The organism is Geminicoccus sp. (genome assembly GCF_036263595.1).
GTDB lineage: Bacteria > Pseudomonadota > Alphaproteobacteria > Geminicoccales > Geminicoccaceae > Geminicoccus.
The window spans coordinates 1-17,303 of record NZ_DATAGQ010000094.1 but is presented as its reverse complement, the minus strand read 5'-3'; the positions used below and the strand labels follow the sequence as shown (position 1 = coordinate 17,303).

18 protein-coding genes are annotated in these 17,303 nt (G+C 65.5%); 12 read left to right on the top strand and 6 right to left on the bottom strand.

Going from position 1 to position 17,303, the window contains the following annotated elements:
- Nucleotides 1-18: 18 nt before the first annotated feature.
- Nucleotides 19-615: a glutathione S-transferase family protein gene (locus VHL31_RS08465; RefSeq protein ID WP_329660773.1), complete on the top strand. Its 597-nt coding sequence runs from the start codon at nucleotides 19-21 to the stop codon at nucleotides 613-615.
- Nucleotides 616-631: 16 nt separating this feature from the next.
- Here VHL31_RS08465 and VHL31_RS08460 read toward each other — a convergent pair whose 3' ends face one another.
- The gene (locus VHL31_RS08460; RefSeq protein WP_329660772.1) at nucleotides 632-961 is read right to left on the bottom strand and encodes an L-rhamnose mutarotase; all 330 of its coding nucleotides are present in this window, start codon (nucleotides 959-961) and stop codon (nucleotides 632-634) included.
- A gap of 11 nt (nucleotides 962-972) precedes the next feature.
- A complete protein-coding gene (locus VHL31_RS08455) occupies nucleotides 973-1,710 on the bottom strand; it encodes a GntR family transcriptional regulator (protein ID WP_329660771.1) in 738 nt (245 codons plus the stop codon).
- A 116-nt stretch (nucleotides 1,711-1,826) separates the two neighbouring features.
- Here VHL31_RS08455 and VHL31_RS08450 point away from each other — a divergent pair, with 116 nt between their 5' ends.
- The 8 genes from VHL31_RS08450 to VHL31_RS08415 all read left to right on the top strand — a co-directional run bounded on the left by VHL31_RS08450 (nucleotide 1,827) and on the right by VHL31_RS08415 (nucleotide 10,777).
- On the top strand, nucleotides 1,827-2,858 hold the full coding sequence (locus tag VHL31_RS08450; RefSeq protein ID WP_329660770.1) for a sugar ABC transporter substrate-binding protein: 1,032 nt from the start codon (nucleotides 1,827-1,829) through the stop codon (nucleotides 2,856-2,858).
- A 62-nt stretch (nucleotides 2,859-2,920) separates the two neighbouring features.
- Nucleotides 2,921-3,955: an ABC transporter permease gene (locus VHL31_RS08445; protein WP_329660769.1), complete on the top strand. Its 1,035-nt coding sequence runs from the start codon at nucleotides 2,921-2,923 to the stop codon at nucleotides 3,953-3,955.
- A complete protein-coding gene (locus tag VHL31_RS08440; RefSeq protein WP_329660768.1) occupies nucleotides 3,955-4,926 on the top strand; it encodes an ABC transporter permease in 972 nt (323 codons plus the stop codon). Before VHL31_RS08445 ends, VHL31_RS08440 begins: the two co-directional genes overlap by 1 nt.
- Entirely contained in the window at nucleotides 4,926-6,464 is a 1,539-nt protein-coding gene (locus tag VHL31_RS08435) for a sugar ABC transporter ATP-binding protein (RefSeq protein WP_329660767.1), read from the top strand. The genes VHL31_RS08440 and VHL31_RS08435 overlap by 1 nt, the downstream gene beginning before the upstream one ends.
- Nucleotides 6,465-6,562: 98 nt before the next feature.
- Complete coding sequence (locus tag VHL31_RS08430; protein ID WP_329660766.1) at nucleotides 6,563-6,781, top strand: dodecin; 219 nt, start codon at nucleotides 6,563-6,565, stop codon at nucleotides 6,779-6,781.
- Nucleotides 6,782-6,962: 181 nt separating this feature from the next.
- Nucleotides 6,963-8,615 (top strand): GMC family oxidoreductase, encoded by a 1,653-nt coding sequence (locus VHL31_RS08425; RefSeq protein WP_329660765.1) that lies wholly within the window; start codon nucleotides 6,963-6,965, stop codon nucleotides 8,613-8,615.
- A gap of 94 nt (nucleotides 8,616-8,709) precedes the next feature.
- Nucleotides 8,710-10,056 (top strand): hypothetical protein, encoded by a 1,347-nt coding sequence (locus tag VHL31_RS08420; RefSeq protein WP_329660764.1) that lies wholly within the window; start codon nucleotides 8,710-8,712, stop codon nucleotides 10,054-10,056.
- Nucleotides 10,028-10,777, top strand: a complete 750-nt coding sequence (locus tag VHL31_RS08415; protein WP_329660763.1) for a hypothetical protein — start codon at nucleotides 10,028-10,030, stop codon at nucleotides 10,775-10,777. Before VHL31_RS08420 ends, VHL31_RS08415 begins: the two co-directional genes overlap by 29 nt.
- Nucleotides 10,778-10,784: 7 nt before the next feature.
- On the opposite strand, the gene VHL31_RS08410 is transcribed toward VHL31_RS08415, so the two are convergent.
- Nucleotides 10,785-12,389, bottom strand: coding sequence for a sulfatase-like hydrolase/transferase (locus VHL31_RS08410; RefSeq protein WP_329660762.1), 1,605 nt, complete (start codon nucleotides 12,387-12,389; stop codon nucleotides 10,785-10,787).
- Complete coding sequence (locus VHL31_RS08405; protein WP_329660805.1) at nucleotides 12,386-12,940, bottom strand: CDP-alcohol phosphatidyltransferase family protein; 555 nt, start codon at nucleotides 12,938-12,940, stop codon at nucleotides 12,386-12,388. Before VHL31_RS08405 ends, VHL31_RS08410 begins: the two co-directional genes overlap by 4 nt.
- A gap of 583 nt (nucleotides 12,941-13,523) precedes the next feature.
- Here VHL31_RS08405 and ribA point away from each other — a divergent pair.
- From ribA to VHL31_RS08390, 3 genes are read left to right on the top strand one after another with little or no spacing between them, the layout of a single operon-like run.
- A complete protein-coding gene (gene ribA / locus VHL31_RS08400) occupies nucleotides 13,524-14,396 on the top strand; it encodes a GTP cyclohydrolase II (RefSeq protein WP_329660761.1) in 873 nt (290 codons plus the stop codon).
- Nucleotides 14,393-14,983: a YceI family protein gene (locus tag VHL31_RS08395; protein WP_329660760.1), complete on the top strand. Its 591-nt coding sequence runs from the start codon at nucleotides 14,393-14,395 to the stop codon at nucleotides 14,981-14,983. Before ribA ends, VHL31_RS08395 begins: the two co-directional genes overlap by 4 nt.
- On the top strand, nucleotides 14,983-15,765 hold the full coding sequence (locus tag VHL31_RS08390) for a RibD family protein (RefSeq protein WP_329660759.1): 783 nt from the start codon (nucleotides 14,983-14,985) through the stop codon (nucleotides 15,763-15,765). Before VHL31_RS08395 ends, VHL31_RS08390 begins: the two co-directional genes overlap by 1 nt.
- On the opposite strand, the gene VHL31_RS08385 is transcribed toward VHL31_RS08390, so the two are convergent.
- Together VHL31_RS08385 and VHL31_RS08380 are read right to left on the bottom strand one after the other, a co-directional pair.
- Nucleotides 15,691-16,455, bottom strand: a complete 765-nt coding sequence (locus VHL31_RS08385) for a class I SAM-dependent methyltransferase (protein WP_329660758.1) — start codon at nucleotides 16,453-16,455, stop codon at nucleotides 15,691-15,693. The genes VHL31_RS08390 and VHL31_RS08385 overlap by 75 nt on opposite strands.
- The coding region (locus VHL31_RS08380; protein ID WP_329660757.1) for a glycosyltransferase family 4 protein at nucleotides 16,452-17,303 on the bottom strand (852 nt) is incomplete at its 5' end. The genes VHL31_RS08380 and VHL31_RS08385, both read right to left, overlap by 4 nt.

Sequence of the window (17,303 nt, the reverse complement as noted above, 5' to 3'; positions counted from 1 at the left end):
GTCGGAGGGAGGAAAAAGATGCAGCTCTACTGGGCGCCGAAGTCACGCTCACTCAGGATTCTCTGGCTCCTGGAAGAGATCGGCTGTGACTATGAACGTGTTCTTGTCGACATCCGATCAGGCCCACAAACTGACCCTGCGTTCCTGGCGATCAACCCGATGGGCAAGGTTCCCGTTCTCGTGGACGACGAGGTGATCGTTTCCGAATCGGGCGCCATCGCTGCCTATCTGGGTGATCGGTTCTCCCAAGCAGGGCTGGCGCCGGCGATCGGGGACTCAAGGCGCGGCAGCTACCTCAAGTGGCTGTTCTTCTCGGGCAACTGCATTGAAGCTGCATTCGGCGAGAAGTTCGGCAACCTGAAGCTGCCCTACCTGGCTGCCGGATGGGGTAGCTTCGAGCGTGTCGTGGACGTCCTGGAACAAGCGGTCGCAGGCAGGCCCTGGCTGCTCGGCGACCAGTTCACTGCGGCGGACGTCATCATCGGCTCCGATGTGAACTTCGGCATGAACCAGTTCAAACTGATTGAACCGCGGCCGGCACTTTCGGCCTATGTCGATCGCTGCCTGGCGCGGCCGGCCTTCCAGCGCGCCCAGGCGATGGATGCCAGCGGCTAGCTAGTCACGTACCGGATCAGTCCGTGTGGAACACCTCATCCATCTGCGCCCACCACTCGCCCTTGCCGCGCGCCTCGAACGGCTCCTGCATCGGGTCCGTGAGCTTCCACCAGCGCTGCGTCTCAGGGTCCGCCGCCATCTTCGCCATGTCGGCTGCGAAGTCGGTGCCGTGGTACTCGAAGTAGGTGAACAGGATGTTGTCCGGACGCTTCAGGAAGATCGAGTAGTTGCGGATGTTGCAGGCGGCAATCATCTGGAGCACGGACGGCCAGACGGCAGCATGCAGCCGCTCGTACTCTTCGATGGCCTCCGGCCGCAGCCTGATGCAACTGCCGTATCTGCGCATGGCCGAAGCTCCTATTCGTCGAAATAGTCACGGTACGCCTCGTGCAACTGGCCGAGCATACTCAGGATGACGTCCAGGTGCGCGTTCAGCCGTGCACGGGCCAGGGCGAGGCGGTCGGCTTCGAAGGCGTCGAGGATCGCACGGTGCTCGAGGGCCACGGCCTTCATGCGGTCGTTGAGCGGGAAGCCCAGGCGGTGCAGGCGGTCCAGGTGGGCCTTGGCATGTTGGATCGGTCGCCACACCCCCTCCACGCCGGCTGCACGCGCGAAGCACTGGTGGAACTTCACGTCGACGCGAAAGAAGGCGTGGACATCGCTCAGGTCGTGCAGGGCCTCGTGCTCGGCCAGGACAGCGTGCGCCTCGGCCGACGCGGCAGTCGTCCAGGCGGGCGCTGCCTTCTCGAGAATGGCGATCTCCAGCGCCTTGCGGATGAAGTGGCCGTCCTTGACCTTGCCCATCTTGATCGGAGCGACGTAGGTCCCCTGCTGGGGATAGACGTCGAGCAGTTCTTCCTCGACGAGCCGGACGATGGCGTTGCGAACAGGCGTGCGCGAAACGCCGGTCTGGCGGCAGATCATGTTCTCGCTGATGAATGTCCGCGGTGCCAGGCGCAGTTCGACGATCGCATCACGCAGTCCGGCGTAGATCTGATCGGCCACGTTCCGTCGCCGGTCGACGAGCAGTTCGAAGCGAGGACCGCCCACCTCCATGATCGGTTCGAGCACTGTCGCAGCTGCGTTCGTCGCCATCCCTGTTCCATGCTGCCCGAGTTCTTGCGCACCGGATGCTTGTATCCTAGCATCCAGCTCACGCGCCGCAACTAAGTTGGGCGGCCCGCGCCAAGATCGCGATCAGGGAACAGGCCATGGTCAAAACGACAATATTCACCACGCTCGCGGCAGGCTTGCTGCTGAGCATTGCAGGAACCTCGGCGCGTGCTGCCGACGATACGATGGTCGCGCTCGTTCCGGGTGGACCACACCCCTATTTTGCGGCCTGGGAGCAGGCAGGCAAGGACGCGGCGGCCGAGTTCAAGCTGGCTGGCGCCGATTATCGCGTGCCGCCGAAGTGGGAGCTTTCCCAGCAGAACCAGCTCCTCGAGAGCCTGATCACCCAGGGCTACAACGGCTTCCTGGTGTTCCCCGGCGACCCGGTCGGCGGCAACGGCGTGGTGAGCGAACTGGTCGAACAGGGCGCGCCGGTGATCGCGACGGCCGGCTGCTTGAAAGAGCCGTCGGATGCCGCATTCTGCCTGGGCACCGATACGGGCAATTCGGCCTATCTTGGAACCCAGGAGCTCATCAAGCGGATGGGCGGCAAGGGCAAGATCGCCCATTTCACGGGCTTCCTCGTCGACCCCAACACGCAGCTGCGCATCGACGCGGTGAACAAGGCGGCGGCCGAGACCAACGGTGCGGTCGAGGTCATCCAGGTGATCGCCGACATCGACGCGCCCGAGCCTGCCGAGGAGAAGATCAACGCCTACCTCGCCGCCCATGGCAACGAGGTCGACGGCATCGTGACCACCGCCTGGATCCCGGCGGTCGTATCGGCCAACGCCCTGCGCAAGATCGGCGACAAGCGCATCAAGATGGTCGGCATCGACCATGACGAGGTCGTCCTGCAGGCAATCAAGGATGGCTTCGTCGACGGCACGATGCTGCAGAACCCCTATGGCCAGGGCTACATCGGCACGTTCGCGATCGACCGGCTGCGCAGCGGCTGCACGGTCAAGGAGGACGCGCCGTTCGGCGCGACCGCGCTGACCAACCGGTTCATCGACAGCGGCACGGCCTTCGTGGACGCTTCCGGCGTCGACAACTATGTCGGTGCGATGCAGGCCGTGACCAAGCAGCTGATGACCGACTTCGAGAGCAAGTACCTCAGCTGCAGCTGATCCCGTCGCCCCGGCTCCATGGCCGGGGCAGCCTTTCTCGTGTTCTTCCGTTCGGGATATCGATGCAACCGGCAGGCACGCTTCCTGCGGCTCCGGCCAGACCGGCCAAGACCGCTTCCTTCGTCCAGGCGGGCTTTCTCGGTGGCAACGAGTTCGGCCTGATCGTCCTGATCTGCGTGTTCGCGGCGATCTTCTCGCTCGCGACCAAGGGCTTCGCCTCGCCCTTCAACCTCTTCACGCTCGGCCGCACGATGGCGATCGACATCGTCATCGGCTTCTCGATGATGGTCGTGATCGTATCGGGCGGCCTGAACCTGGCCGTCGGCGCGATCGGCGTCTGCGCGGTCATGGCCGGCGGCTTTGCCATGGAGCGGCTGGGTTTCTCCTGGCCGCTCGGGCTTGCCGTTACACTGCTCGTCGGCGCGGCGCTCGGTGCTGTCAACGGCGAGGTGATCGTACGGAGCGGCGTGCACAGCTTCATCATCACGCTTGCCACGATGAGCATCTTTTTCGGCGGCATGGTGTTCCTCAGCCGGGCCGAAGCCTTTCGCGGGTTGCCGCCAGAGGTCGCCCAGTTCGGCAAGCTGCGGCTCATGGGCTTCCTGTCGCCCCTGTTCCTGGTCAGCATCGTCGCCGGTCTTGTGCTTGCCTGGCTCTATCGCCTCACTGCACTAGGACGCCGAATGCTGGCTGCCGGCGCCAGTCCACGGGCCGCTGAAGTGTCGGGTATCCGGGTCGATCGGACGATCGTCGGCTGCCATATCCTGTCCGGCATCCTGGCAGCGCTGGCCGGCGCCATGCTGACCGCGCGTCATGGCGCCGCCATTCCATCCATGGCCGGCCATCTCGGCCAGGACTGGCTCCTGCCGGCCTTCCTGGCCCCAGTCCTGGGTGGCACGCTTCTGACCGGCGGGAAAGTCTCCGTCCTCGGCACGTTCCTGGGTGCGATGCTGGTGAGCGCGCTCACGAACGGCCTCCTGCTGCTGCGGGTCGGCGAGTTCTGGGTGCAGGCCTTCCTCGGGCTGCTCCTGCTGGCCGCCGTCCTGCTCGACCTGGGCCGCCGCCGGCTGCTGGCCCGCCATCGGATCGCCGTGTGATGCAGACATTCCTCGGCAAAGCGACCGATACTGACTGGTTCGGTCCATTGATCGTGGTGGTGATCGCGGTCGCCGCCATCGGCTCGATCGAGCCATCCTTCCTGTCATCGTTCAACGTCCAGGTGCTGCTCTCCGCTATCGCCGTGAACCTGGTCATCGCGCTGGCCCAGATGATCATCATCGCGCTCGGCCAGATGAACCTGTCGGTAGGCGCCATCGGCGGGCTGGTCGCCATCGCCTTTGCCGGCATGATGGAAGTGTGGGGACTGCCGGCCCCGCTGGCGCTCATCTTAGCCCTGGCGATCGGCACGGCCGCCGGACTGGCCAACGGCATCATCATCGCGCGGACCGGCATCAGCGCCTTCATCATCACGCTGGCCAGCCTCTCCTTCTACAAGGGCGTCAACCTCGGCATCACCGAGGCACAGCCCTTCTACGGCATCCCGGAGGCCGTGAAGGCATTCGGCAACACCAACATGCTGGGGCCGATCCCCTGGCTGGTCCTGCCCGCTGCGATCGCCGGCCTGTTCATCTGGTATCTGCTGGCCAAGCTCAGGGTCGGACGGCAGATCCTGGCGGTCGGCGGCAACGCCCATGCCGCCGAGCTGTCCGGCATCTCCATCGTCGAGACGACAGTCTGGGCGCACGGCCTGTCCGGCCTGCTGGCCGCGCTCGGCGGCGTCATGGTCGTGGCCCGGCTGCAGATCGGGCAGCCATCGATCGGCGACGACTGGCTGATCCTGTCGTTCGCCGCACCGGTGATCGGCGGCGCGGTCCTGGCCGGCGGGCATGTCTCGGTGGCGGGCACGGCGCTGGGCGTCGTCGTGGTGGCGATCATCACCCAGTCTCTCGTCCTGTTCCACATCGACCCGTTCGTGGTGCAGATCGTGCTGGGCGTGCTGATCCTCTGGGCCGTCGGCATCAACCGTTGGCGAGAAGTGCGCGTCGAACGCCGCCTGAGGAGGGCCTGATGGAACGGCCACTCCTGGAGGCCCGTGGCATCGGCAAGTCGTTCCCCGGCGTACGTGCCCTCGACGACGTAAATCTCACGCTTGCCAAGGGCTCGATCCACGCACTGCTCGGAGAGAATGGGGCCGGCAAGTCCACGCTGATCAAGATCCTGACCGGTGTTCACCGGCTGGACGAGGGCGAACTGCTGCTGGACGGCCAGCCGGTGCGTTTCGCCGATCCGCACGCGGCCATCGCCGCAGGGGTCGGCGTGGTGCACCAGGAGCGCAATCTCATCCCGCGCTTCTCGGTGGCCGAAAACATCATGCTGGAGCGGCTGGGCCCTTCCGTCCTCTCCAAGGTCGACCAGTCCGTGCTCCAGGCCGAGGCCAAGCGCTGGCTGGACCTCCTGGAGCTGGACGTCGACCCTGCCACTCCAGTCGGACGGTTGTCCGCGGCCAAGATGCAGCTGGTGGAGATCGCCAAGGCACTATCGCTACGCTCGCGGGTGCTCCTGATGGACGAGCCTACCGCGTCGCTGACCCCACACGAGACGACCCACCTGTTCGCCCTCCTGGAGCGGCTGAAGCGAGACGGTGTCACCATCGTGTTCGTAAGCCACAAGCTTGAGGAAGTCCTGCAGATCTGCGACTCCGTCACGGTGCTGCGGGACGGACGCAATGCCTGCCAGAGCCAGTCCATGGCCGGGATGGGCCGGCAGGATCTCGTGCGCCTGATGATCGGCCGTAACGAGCAAATCCCGGCCTGGGCCGAACGTGACCGTACGACCGAGCCGGTGGTTCTACAGCTCACCGATGTCTCGACGATGCTGGGACACAAGAATGTCAGCCTGACGCTCCATGCCGGCGAGATCCTTGGTCTCTATGGCTTGGTCGGGGCCGGGCGCAGCGAGTTGGCGAAATGCCTGATCGGGCTGTTTCCGATCGCGAGCGGCACGGTCGCCATCGACGGGAAAACCGTCGCCATCAATTCAGTGTCGGAGGCGCTGCATCGTCACGGGCTGGGCTATGTCAGCGAGGACCGCAAGGGCGAAGGACTGGTACTGGCTCATTCGGTGCTGGCAAACGCCGGGATCACCGTCTGGTCGAAGCTGGCCGGGTTGCTCGGGTACCTGAAGGACGGGACGGTCCGGAGCCGGGTTTCCCCGGCCATCGAACGACTGGAAGTGAAGACGCCTTCCCTGGCGCAGCAGGTGGGATTGCTCTCCGGCGGCAATCAACAGAAGGTGTCGGTGGCCAAGTGGCTGGCGGCGGGCGTGAAGATCCTGATCGTCGATGAGCCGTCGGTCGGGATCGACATCAAGACCAAGGCTTACCTGCACGAACTGCTCCGGGCCCTGGCCGAGGACGGTACCAGCATCCTGCTGATCACCTCGGACATGCCTGAGATGATCACGCTGGCCGACAGGATCTCGGTGATGGACGGCTACCGGGTCACCGGCACGCTCGTGAACAACCGCGACTACCGCCAGATGTCCGAGGGGATCATGCGGCTGATCCACGGCGAAGAGCCCGCCGAAGATCGAGTGGTCGTCGCCTGACGGCCGGATGCAGCTATTCTACAACGGGCGGTGTGGAACCGGATCGGTAGGGTGGGCTTTTCTTCCCGCAGAGGAAGCAAGCCGAAGCGGAAGAAGCCATGTCCGACCATACCTACCGGGTCATCGAGGTCGTCGGGTCCTCGAGCAGCAGCATCGAGGACGCCATCAAGGGTGCGGTCGCAGACGCGTCGAAGACGTTGCGCCACATCCGCTGGCTGGAGGTCGTGGAGACGCGGGGTCATGTCGAGGATGGTCAGGTCAAGCATTTCCAGGTCACCCTGAAGCTGGGCTTCACGCTGGACGACCGCTCTTCCTGACCGACCGTAGCGGAAAACAGACATAGCTCGACAAGTGACGGCCGCCACCGGGCCAGCCGTTACGTCCCAGGACGAACGTCGCTTAGGTCTGGCTGCCGTTCCCGATCTTCCATAGGCTCCTTGCGGCGGCAGGACAGGGAGCCTCGCCTGCGCGACCGACCCGGGATGTGGGGACGGTCGGATGGATTCCTCGCAGAAGGAACGGGCGGTGGTGAGCTACGACTATATCGTGATCGGGGGCGGCAGTGCCGGCTGTGTCGCGGCCTGGCGGCTGACGCAGGAATTCGGTGCGAAGGTGCTGCTGCTCGAGGCGGGCGGTCCTGACGACGGTTGGCTGCTGCGCATCCCAGCAGGCTTTGTGAAGCTGCTCTCCAGCAAGAAGTACATGAGCCACCACGAGACCGTGCCACAGCCGCAGCTGGATGGGCGCGTGCTCACGATCCCGCAAGGACGGGTGCTCGGTGGCGGCAGCAGCATCAATGCCCAGGCCTACATGCGCGGCCGGATCGCAGACTACGATGCGTGGGGCGAGCTTGCCGGCAGCGAGGCCTGGTCCTGGGAGAAGATCCTCCCCCACTTCAAGGCGCTGGAAGGCAACCAGCGGTTCAACGACGAGTTGCACGGGATCGATGGACCGCTGAAGGTCGGCAGCGGCGGGTTCGTTTGTGACATGACCCACATGTTTGTGCGGGCCGTTCAGGGCATGGGGGTGCCGTTCAGGGCCGACTTCAACAACGGCTCGCCGGGTGGCGTCGGCTACCTGCAGATCACCGGCACGCCCGGACGACGGTGCAGCGCGGTGGATGCATTCCTGCGGCCGGTCATGGACAACCCGAACCTCCACCTGCGCACCCATGCCCATGTCACGAAGATCATCGTCCAGAACGGGCGGGCGATGGGCGTGGAATTCATCCACGACGGAAAGATCGAGTCCGCGCACGTGGATGGGGAAGTACTTGTGGCCGGCGGCGCCTTCGTGTCGCCGAAGCTGCTGATGCTGTCTGGCATTGGCCCGGCGGACCATCTGCGCAGCCTGGGGATCGAGGTGAAGGTCGATCTGCCTGGTGTCGGCCAGAACCTCCAGGACCATCCCGGCTCGCCGGTCGTGGCCTCGACGAACGGCAACTATGGACATTTCGGGCATGACCGCGGCCTGAAGATGGTGCTGAACGGGATCGAATACGTCTTGTTCCGGCGCGGACGGATCACCAGCACCGGCGTCGAGGCCTGTTCGTTCCATGTGCCGGAGGATGGAACCGGCGATCCGGTGATGCAGGTCTACTGCGTGCCGACGACGAGCTATGCCGGCGACGTGCCGGCGGTGGACGGGGTGACGCTGCACACCGTGCTGCTGCGGCCCCGCTCCGTCGGCTGGGTGAAGCTGCGTTCCGCCGATCCCAATGACATGCCGCTGGTTCATCCGAACTATCTCGAACACCCCGATGACATGCGCCATCACGTCGCCGGCGTGCGGGCCGTCCGCGAGATCATGCGCTCCCGCCCGCTGGCCGACGTGATCGTGGACGAGCTGCTGCCTGGCCCACAGGCCACCAGCGACGAGGACATCGCCGCCCATCTGCGCCGCACTGCGCGCACCGATTTTCATCCGGTCGGGACCTGCCGGATGGGCAGATCCGGCGATCCGGCGACGGTGGTGGGACCCGACCTGGCGGTGCAGGGAGTGATGGGCCTGCGCGTGATCGATGCCTCGATCATGCCAAAGCTCGTATCGGCCAACACCAATGCACCGACCATGGCCATCGCCGACCGCGCGATCTCGCTGGTGAGAGGTGTCGAACGCGTGGCGACCGGCGCAACCGCCGCCAGAGCCTGAGGAAATAGCGGTTGCGCGGTTGAATCTTTTCCCTGCGGGGGCGATTTCATCCGACAGTGTCGGCGGTACGTCGTCCCGCCCGGAGAGTTGTTGGATGTCGGATCACCGTCTGCAGCAGATCGCCAATGCGCATCTGACTGGCTACCTGCGCTACTCATCGGGCGACCGCCGTGCCGACGAGGCAACCGGCCGCAAGCACGGCGCAGCAGGCGAGCCGAAGGTCAACGACCGGGAGTGTCTCTACTACGGCAGCCTGCTCGGGCAGGCCAAAGGTGCACTCGGTGCCTACGAGCGCGACCGCATGGAGCTGGTGATCACCAACGAGCGGCAGGTCGACGAGCTGGCCCGCGAGGCGGACGAGAATTACCAGAAGCGCAAGGCCGGTGTTCTGGAGGAGCGGACCAGCGCGCTGGCCGAGCTGAACAAGACGGTCGGTCCGCGCAGCACGCGGATGCAGAGCGCGGTCGATCAGCATGTCGAGGCGCGGGGCCGTGCGTCGCAGATCGAGGCCGACCTGGGCCGCCCCCTGCGCACCAGCATGGTGCCCATCTATCCCTTCATCCTGCTGATCATCGCGATCGCCGAGATTCCGATCAACCGGCTGGCGTTCGAGCTGTTCTTCCAGGAAGCGCCGATCGTTTCCCTGTTCCTGTCCTTCGCGGTCGGTCTCCTCCTGGCGTTCTTTGCTCACCAGGCCGGGCTCTGGCTCCGGCAGGCGGCCAGCTACAAAACGCTCGGAGGCAAGCTCGGGCACTTGGCGGGCGTGCTCCTGATCATCGCGATCGCGGCACCGCTGCTCTACTTCATCGCGGCAATGCGCCAGCACTACCTGGCTCTGCTGGAAGCGGAGGCAGCTAGCGACTTCGGCACCTTGTTGCGCCAGGGCCTGGAGGGTGGGCTATCCAGTGCACGGGAAGTGCTTTCGGTGGAGCTTGGAGGCCCAGGGTGGACGCTCCTCATCCTGAACATGGCGCTCCTGGTCGTCGGTGCCATTGTCAGCTTCGTGCGGCACGACCCGCATCCCGACTACGAGGCGGCGGTGACCCAGTCCAAGCGGACGGAGCGGCGGCTGAACAAGATGCGCTGGAACTATGAGCGGCGGGAAGCGGCGCTCTCCCGTCAGTTCGACGAGCGTATCTCCACGCTCGACCGCCAGCTGGTCCGGATCGACAATGAGCTGGCGACAGCGCGGCGCACGCTGGATCAGGCAGCCCAGCATCAGCCGGCCATGGTACGAGCCGTCGCACGGACGCTGGTAGAGCGCTTCGGTTCCTATCGCATCGGCAACCGGCTCGGGCGGACCGACGGGGCGAGTCCACCCTGCCTCGATGATTTCAGTGAGCCCGGCATTGCACGGGCGCTGCAGCGGAGCCTGGATGATGCGCCAATGGCTGGTATCGACGATCCTGCTAATGTGGTCGATATGCGCTCTGCCGGCTGACGCCGAGGCCCAGGCGACCGACTATTGCGCAAGCAGCACCCGTTCCATCCTGTTCCTGATCGACCGCACCACCGCCTATGACGAGCGGGACCGGGAGGTACTGGTCGACGGGCTGGACCGGTTCTTCAGGGAGCTGGGCACCGGCGACCGGCTGCTGCTCTACACGATCGGCGGGAGTGCGGCCGATAGCCGTCGCCTGTTTGATGCGTGCGTACCCGGTTGTCCCGAGCAGGGTATCCTCGACAGCCTGTTCAGCACCTGCAAGCCAATCGTGGCGCGCGCGAACCGTCAGGACTTCACCCGCAAGCTGCTGGCAACCCTGCTGGATCTCCTGAAGCAGCCTGTCCATTATGAACATTCGGCGATCCTGGAGACGGTCCGGACGGTGATGGCAACGAACCGGAACGCTCAGGTCGCACGGCTGGTCATGTTCTCGGACATGCTGGAGAATTCGGACGTGCTGACCCTCTCCACGTTGACGAACCAGGGTGCCGGCCCATCCGTCGCGCGTGTCGAGGCGCAGGACGCATTGCCCGACGTGGCCGGGATCGACGTGGATGCCTTTGGGACGGGACGCAGCCATGCCCCTGGCCGACCGCCTTTGTCGGCTTCGGTGGCGCGCGAGCTGGAAGCGTTCTGGACCGAGGTCTTCCGGCAGGGGGGTGCTGCTGGGATCGCAATCGGCCCCGAGTACATATCCGATGGCGCCGAACGCAGCTGAGCCGGACCTACTCGAGCTGGGCAGTGCCGTCCGTTGAAGCAAGCTTCGGATGCCGCTGATGGGCAAAGCCATCGAGCATGATCTTTCGCAGGCTCTCCATGCCGACCGGTTCGACGGATGGATCCGGCCGGGCGCCATCGACGAAACCAAGCCTGCGAAATGGTGCCGCGAGGTCAGGCGACGTGGCTAGGACATGGAGCGGCACATCGTAGCCGGGCGATCGGCCGAGCACGCGGGCGGCGGGCTCATGATCGCCCAGAAGCAGGACGAGGCGCGGTCGGGCCGAGGGTAGCATCACCCAGCCCGCCAGCACGTCCAGCGTGCGTGCGATCGTGTCCTTGTAGGCATCGAGGAGGGCATTGGTGTCCGCCCAGAGCGGCGCCGGGTCCATGCCCGGCTCAATCTGGCCCGCGAAAACGTGGCCATCGGCCATCCCGGCCCAGGGAACGGGACGTGGTACCGGCGGCGTGAACGGCGCATGGCTGCCGATCAGGGCGACCTGGCCGTAGCTCGGTCCGCCCACTTGGTCATCCAACAGCTGTTCGACCCGGTGCAGGGTGAACTGGTCCGGCATGGTCACGTAGCCGGGACGGGGTCCGCGATAGTCCAGTTCCTCAGCGAACAGCAGCCGGTCGAACCCAAGCCGGTCGGCTTCGGGGAATGGCCGGACGATGGCGGGCTGCACCATGAAGGTGGCGTGGCCAGCACGCCCGAACAGATGGGCGAGGTCGGCGTCGGCGGACTGCAAGTAAACCCGCCACCCCCCCTGGCCGGTCGTCCTGATACCGGAGGCGACGGTAGCGTGGGCCAGCCATGACTGGCCGCCCACCGTGGGCGAGCGCAGGTAGCCACTCACGAGAATCTTGCCTGCGTCATGTGCCGCAGCTGCGAAGCGATCCAGGGAGGGTCCGACGGCTGTGGCCACCTCCGGCTGGTCGAAGGACGACCGGCCATAGGACTCGACGAAGACGACCAGGACGTCGACGTCACGCAGTTGCGGAAAAAGCTCGGCGGGGAGTGCGCGGCGCCAGTCATCAGTGGCGAGCGCGGCCTGGAAGCGCATCTGGGCAGTTCGCGCGTCCGCCAGACGGGCGACTTGGTTCTTCACCTGGGTAAAGCCGGCTGCGGAGATTGGGCCACCCATCAGCCACAAGGAAGCCGCCAGGGCCGGAGCGAGCGCCAGCGGCCGCGGCAGGCCGGCCATCGCCTGCAGCCCCTTCACCAGGGGCCAAGCCAGGAGAAGGGCGCAGCTCGCAAGCAGCGCCACGACCGCAGCAAGAGGCAGGAACCGCCAGCCGCCCGACGAGACTTCCAGGAGTGGCAGGACGAGTTCGATGTCGGTTGCGATCACTAGCTCGCGGCCGAACCAGAGCCACAGGAGCCGGTCTCCGATCCGGACGAGGATCATCAGTGCAAGGATCAAGCCCAGGACGCGTGCCAGTTGGCGGCCAAGTCGGGCGCCCGCCAGGATCACGAGGAGCAACGCAAGGAGCAACTCGACAGGCAGGCTCCAGAATTGCGGCATGCGCAGCTCGTCGAGCGAGTTCGGCAGGTTGAGCCCGAGGATCGCGAGCAGAAACGCTGGTGCGACCAGCAGCAGGTATCTGGTCACGCCGGCGAGCTTGCAGCACGGCGCAGCCATTGATGCACAACGTCGATCGCGAACGAGACGAACAGCAACAACACGGCCGTCAGGCCCACGGGTGCCGCCCAGACCGACCCGCCGAGCGGCCAGGGCACGAAGATCAGCAAGAAGATCGGGAGTGCGCAGAGCGTCTGGCGGCGTCGGGACGGCGGCAGTGGCTGGTCGAGCCAGGGCAGAAATCGGCAACTGATAACCCAGGCCGGACGCAGCAGCGGCGCCACCAGCACGAGTGCTCCAGCGAAGGCCGCCGCGTGCAGCGACGCAGCGGCCAGCAGCACTGCATCCGTTTCGAGATCGAAGCGTGCGCCGAACGAACTGGCGGTCCCGCTGCCGCGAGCCAGCCACCCGTCAAACGCATCGGTGGCAAGCGCGATCAGAAGCAGGGCTGTCACCAGCGCCGGCTTCGGCGCGGCGAACAAGGCGGCCGAACCAATGCCGATCGCCATGCCGAGGCGAAGGCCCGTGATGAGATCTGCAGGTCCTGGGCCATCTGAATCGGTGGCAAGGGCCGCTGACATCGCAATGACGATGGCAACCAAGACGAGCGGCAGAGCAGGCAGCAGAGCCGGCAAGCCGCCCAGCTGCGCTGCGGTCGCCACGGCAGCGAGCGTCAATACGCATGGCAGGAGTGGCCACGACCAGCGTATGATCAGCCTGGTCCAGCTGCCGGTGATCGAGGGCGCTCCACTGTTCGTATGGTGTGTTATCGACATCGGCGGGTGCCAAGCCCATCTTCTACCAGTAACCGCTTCCGGCCTACGTCATGTTAGCCATTCACATAGCTGTCATACGCCGCAAGGCTGAAGTCAGATCTCGGGGAAAATGATGCTCGGGCGGAACGAGAAATCTGGGATGGGGTATGCGACCGAGCCGGCCATCCGGCGACGTGCACGCATGGCCGCTGCCGAGGCAGTGATGCGCGAGGGCGGGATCGTCCGGATCCTGGATCCACACGGTACGCCCGTCGACTGTGTCGCCATGGATGGTGCCGGAACGGCGGCGGCATTGGCATTCGCCCGCTCCGGGGGTGAGGCGGTGAGGCTCGTGCTGACAGGCGCACGCGCGCGAGCGCTCGGGCTGGACGCCGGAGGAGCAGTATGCGTGGCGCTGGCCGTGCCGCATGCCGGCGGCGATGAACTCCTGGAAATGCTGGCTGGGCTCCCTACGACCGGCCGGGGCCCGGTCGGGCTGCCGGCGCTTGTCGTAGAGCCGGCGACGGCAGCAGAATCAGCGGCAATCGACCTTGCAAAGCGCGCAGCCCTGCTTCCGGCGCTCGTCGCCGCACCGGTTGGACGGCGCGAACCGGATGCCGTCGTTGAATGCATAGCGGCGGGGTCGGTCGTTCCCGAGGCGGATCCGCCGCTGGTGCCGACGGTCCAGGCACAGCTTCCGATCAGCTTGACCGAAACGGCCAAGATCGTGGCGTTCCGCGCCCCGGACGTCGCGTATGAACACGTGGCCCTGGTCGTGGGCGCTCCGTCGACGATCGATGCGCCGCTGGTGCGGCTACATTCGGAATGTCTGACTGGTGACGTGTTCGGCTCCCTGCGCTGCGATTGTGGGCCGCAGCTTCAGACTGCATTGCGTCGAATGGCAGCGGAAGGCGCCGGCGTCCTTCTCTACCTGCGACAGGAAGGTCGCGGGATCGGGCTCACCAACAAGCTGCGAGCCTACCGCTTGCAGGAGACTGGCCTCGACACGCTGGATGCGAACACGCATCTCGGCTTCGAGCAGGACGAGCGCAGTTTCCGGACCGCCGCCCAAATGCTGCGTGCGCTCGGCCTGCGGCGGGTGAAGCTGCTGACGAACAACCCTGAGAAGGTGAACTCGATCGGCCAGCACGGCATCCAGGTGGTCGAACGTGTACCGTTGTCCATCGCTGCGAACCGTCACAATCTGCGCTATCTGGAGACGAAGGTGCAGCGTGCCGGGCATCATGGTCGGCCGGCGGTGAACGGCGAGGACATTGGATGAAGCCACTGATCGGCGTGGTTGCCTTGTGCCTCTGGCTGGCACCGGCGACCGGCTACGCCGAGAACCGCTGGCGGCTGGACCCCGATCATACGACGGTGATGTTCGAGGCCCCACACATCGGCTACGCGCGGATCTTCGGGTTCTTTCAGAGGGTGCAAGGGGAACTCATCTTCGATGAGACCACCCGCTCGCTCACATCGCTGCGCGTAAAGGTCGACGTCGACAGCGTGTTCACCAACGACGTGAAGCGCGACCGGCACTTGCGCTCAGCGGATTTTCTCGATGCGAACTCTCATCCGGTAGCGGAGTTCGTGATGACGGATGCCGATCCGATGTCGGACCGCACCGGTCAGATCATTGGCGACCTCACGTTGCGCGGGGTCACGCGGCAGGTGACGCTGGACGTGACCCTGAACCGGATCGGGCCATATCCGTTCGGCACCAACTATGTCCTGGGCGCTTCCCTCACCACGATCATCAAGCGATCGGACTTCGGCAGCACCTATGCGCTCCAGGAGGGCTGGATCCCCGACGAGATCCCGGTGCGGATCGAAGTGGAAGCAATCCGCGAGGAGCCTGCCCCCTGATGGAAAGCGCAGGCTCCGTGGCGGCCCTGTATGACGAGCCGGTTGTGCCGGCGCAGGACGGCCTCCACGTCGTCGCCCATCTCGGGCAGAGTCTGGACGGAAAGATCGCCACGGCGAACGGGCAGTCCACCTATGTCACCGGCCACGGCGATCTCGTGCATATGCATCGGTTGCGCGCGACATCGGACGTGGTCGTGGTCGGTGGAGGCACCGTTTTTCACGATGACCCACAGCTGACTGTCCGGCTGTGTCCGGGCCGGTCGCCCTGGCGCGCGATCATCGACCCGAAACGAAGGCTCGGTGCAGACTACCGGGTGTTCCGCAATGCCGACGAGCGAACCCTGCTCCTGACATTTCCGGAGAACGTGGGCGACAGCGGACACGGGAGGGCGACCGTCCTGCCGATTGAGCGTGCCGACGATGGCAACTACTGCCCCCGCTCAGTGCTGGCTGCATTGGCAAAGCAGGGCCTCCGGCGGGTGATGATCGAGGGAGGTGGCTCCACGGTCGCGCGATTCTGGCGTCATGGCTGCCTCGACCGGCTCGACCTCTGCATCGCGCCGGTGATCATCGGACAGGGCCGCGACGCGCTGCCCCTGCCCTCCGCGACCTGCATGGAGGAGACCGAGCGCTTCGAGCCGGAGCGCTTCACGCTGGGCCACGACATGCTCTATGTGTTGCGCCGCAAGCGGCAATGCTTGGCCGGATCAGGGCAGGAACAGCAGGTCGTGATGACCAACCTCCATCGCGCTCGTACCGCTCTGGCGCCGGCTCCGCCATAGGCCGATCTCTGGTACATCCAGCGCTGCATCAGCGATGCCGTCCACGGTAGCCATGATCATCTTCTGATCCTCTTCACCGAGCAGCCAAGGTGATGAGCCCTCCATGACGATGCCATGCCCCAGCAGCAGGTCCGCGAGGATGTGATGCGCGCGCGGGCCGAGTGCCGGACCGAAGCCCTTGTCCCGCGTCATGTCATGGTTGAATGCATCCGCTACGGCGCGGTCGCCGACGATCTTAGGGGTGAAGCGGAGAAGCCCGTCATAGGTGAGGCCGATCCACGCTGCACAGCGCTTCTGCCGGAGATGGCGGGCAAGATGTTCCAGCCAGTTCCCGGACACCAGGTCGATCAGGGCCGAAGCAGTGACGAGATCGATCTTCTCGCTGAAGATCGAATCAAGATCCTTGAGGAGATCCGCCCGCCGATAATGGGCGTTCGCTCCAGCCTCCAATTGCGCCTCGCCGGTGACGATCAGGCGAGGATCGTGCTCAATGAGCGTCCATGTGCAGTCGGATGGGAGACAGCTCGACAGGGCGCGGCGTGCGCTGCCGGTGCCGGCGCCCAGATCTACGATCCGGAGCGCGTGCCGCCCTTTCGCCCAGGCCGCCATTGCATTGAGCACCTTGCTGTTGCGGGCCCTGGCGTCGTGAGGCTCTCGCAGGGAGAGCCAATCAGCGGCAAAAACGGTCATGCTGGCAAGAGCGAGCGGAGCAGCGCATCTGCCTGACGAGCACAATCACTCCAGGTCGGGAGGCGCTCCCGCGCCACCAGGGCGGCCCGCCGCAGACGCGCGCGCAGGTCAGGATTCGACAGCGCCTGGCCGAGGGCTTGCTGTAGTGCAGGAGGATCCTCTGGTGGAACCAGCAAGGTGGCTTCCGGGTCCATCCAGTCGGCGACCGCTCCGCCTGCCACGGCGACAATCGGGAGTCCCCGCGCCACCGCCTCGGACAGCGCCATGCCGAAGCCTTCGTAGCGGGAAGAGGAGACGAACAAATCGGTTCGATCCAACAGTTTCGCCAGAAAGCTCGTTTCCAGCTCACCCGCGAGCACCACCCGCTCACCAAGGCCATGCCGGTCGATCTCGTCGCGCAGGCGCCGGACTTCCGTCGGGTCTCGTTTCGTGCTTCCCGCGATCGTCAGCGTCCATGGCAAGCCGCTCGATGGGGCGAGCGCGGCGACAAGACCGGCGAAGTCCTTACGCGGTAGGACGGAACCAACCGCGAGCAGTGCGATCGTGTCGGTGTTCGAGCCGACAGCGATAGGCGCTTCGTCCGTTCCAGGCATGGCAGCCCGCATCCGGTCAGCAGGAACGCCAAAATCGTTGAGGAGCGTGCGAAAAGTAGTGGTCGAGGTCACGAGTACGCCACGCGCATGACGCAATGCCTCGCGTTCCTGGCTGACGAGGAAGTCGGCACACTTGTCGGGCAGGCCCGTCTCGTAGCCGAGCGGGTGGTGCACGAGGGCGACGAAAGGTAGTCGTGCCGCATGATTCGCCATGACCTCGGGCATGGCGCTGAACGCGAGGCCATCGACCAGAAC

Excerpts from the sequence above, each read along its gene's own strand:
- VHL31_RS08390 (WP_329660759.1), top strand. The coding sequence starts at position 14,983 with ATGGAAAGCGCAGGCTCCGTGGCGGCCCTGTATGACGAGCCGGTTGTG.
- VHL31_RS08455 (WP_329660771.1), bottom strand. The coding sequence starts at position 1,710 with ATGGCGACGAACGCAGCTGCGACAGTGCTCGAACCGATCATGGAGGTG.
- VHL31_RS08425 (WP_329660765.1), top strand. The coding sequence starts at position 6,963 with ATGGATTCCTCGCAGAAGGAACGGGCGGTGGTGAGCTACGACTATATC.
- VHL31_RS08420 (WP_329660764.1), top strand. The coding sequence starts at position 8,710 with ATGTCGGATCACCGTCTGCAGCAGATCGCCAATGCGCATCTGACTGGC.
- VHL31_RS08445 (WP_329660769.1), top strand. The coding sequence starts at position 2,921 with ATGCAACCGGCAGGCACGCTTCCTGCGGCTCCGGCCAGACCGGCCAAG.
- VHL31_RS08465 (WP_329660773.1), top strand. The coding sequence starts at position 19 with ATGCAGCTCTACTGGGCGCCGAAGTCACGCTCACTCAGGATTCTCTGG.
- VHL31_RS08385 (WP_329660758.1), bottom strand. The coding sequence starts at position 16,455 with ATGACCGTTTTTGCCGCTGATTGGCTCTCCCTGCGAGAGCCTCACGAC.
- VHL31_RS08440 (WP_329660768.1), top strand. The coding sequence starts at position 3,955 with ATGCAGACATTCCTCGGCAAAGCGACCGATACTGACTGGTTCGGTCCA.
- VHL31_RS08450 (WP_329660770.1), top strand. The coding sequence starts at position 1,827 with ATGGTCAAAACGACAATATTCACCACGCTCGCGGCAGGCTTGCTGCTG.
- VHL31_RS08415 (WP_329660763.1), top strand. The coding sequence starts at position 10,028 with ATGTGGTCGATATGCGCTCTGCCGGCTGACGCCGAGGCCCAGGCGACC.
- VHL31_RS08395 (WP_329660760.1), top strand. The coding sequence starts at position 14,393 with ATGAAGCCACTGATCGGCGTGGTTGCCTTGTGCCTCTGGCTGGCACCG.
- VHL31_RS08430 (WP_329660766.1), top strand. The coding sequence starts at position 6,563 with ATGTCCGACCATACCTACCGGGTCATCGAGGTCGTCGGGTCCTCGAGC.
- VHL31_RS08405 (WP_329660805.1), bottom strand. The coding sequence starts at position 12,940 with ATGTCAGCGGCCCTTGCCACCGATTCAGATGGCCCAGGACCTGCAGAT.
- VHL31_RS08435 (WP_329660767.1), top strand. The coding sequence starts at position 4,926 with ATGGAACGGCCACTCCTGGAGGCCCGTGGCATCGGCAAGTCGTTCCCC.
- VHL31_RS08460 (WP_329660772.1), bottom strand. The coding sequence starts at position 961 with ATGCGCAGATACGGCAGTTGCATCAGGCTGCGGCCGGAGGCCATCGAA.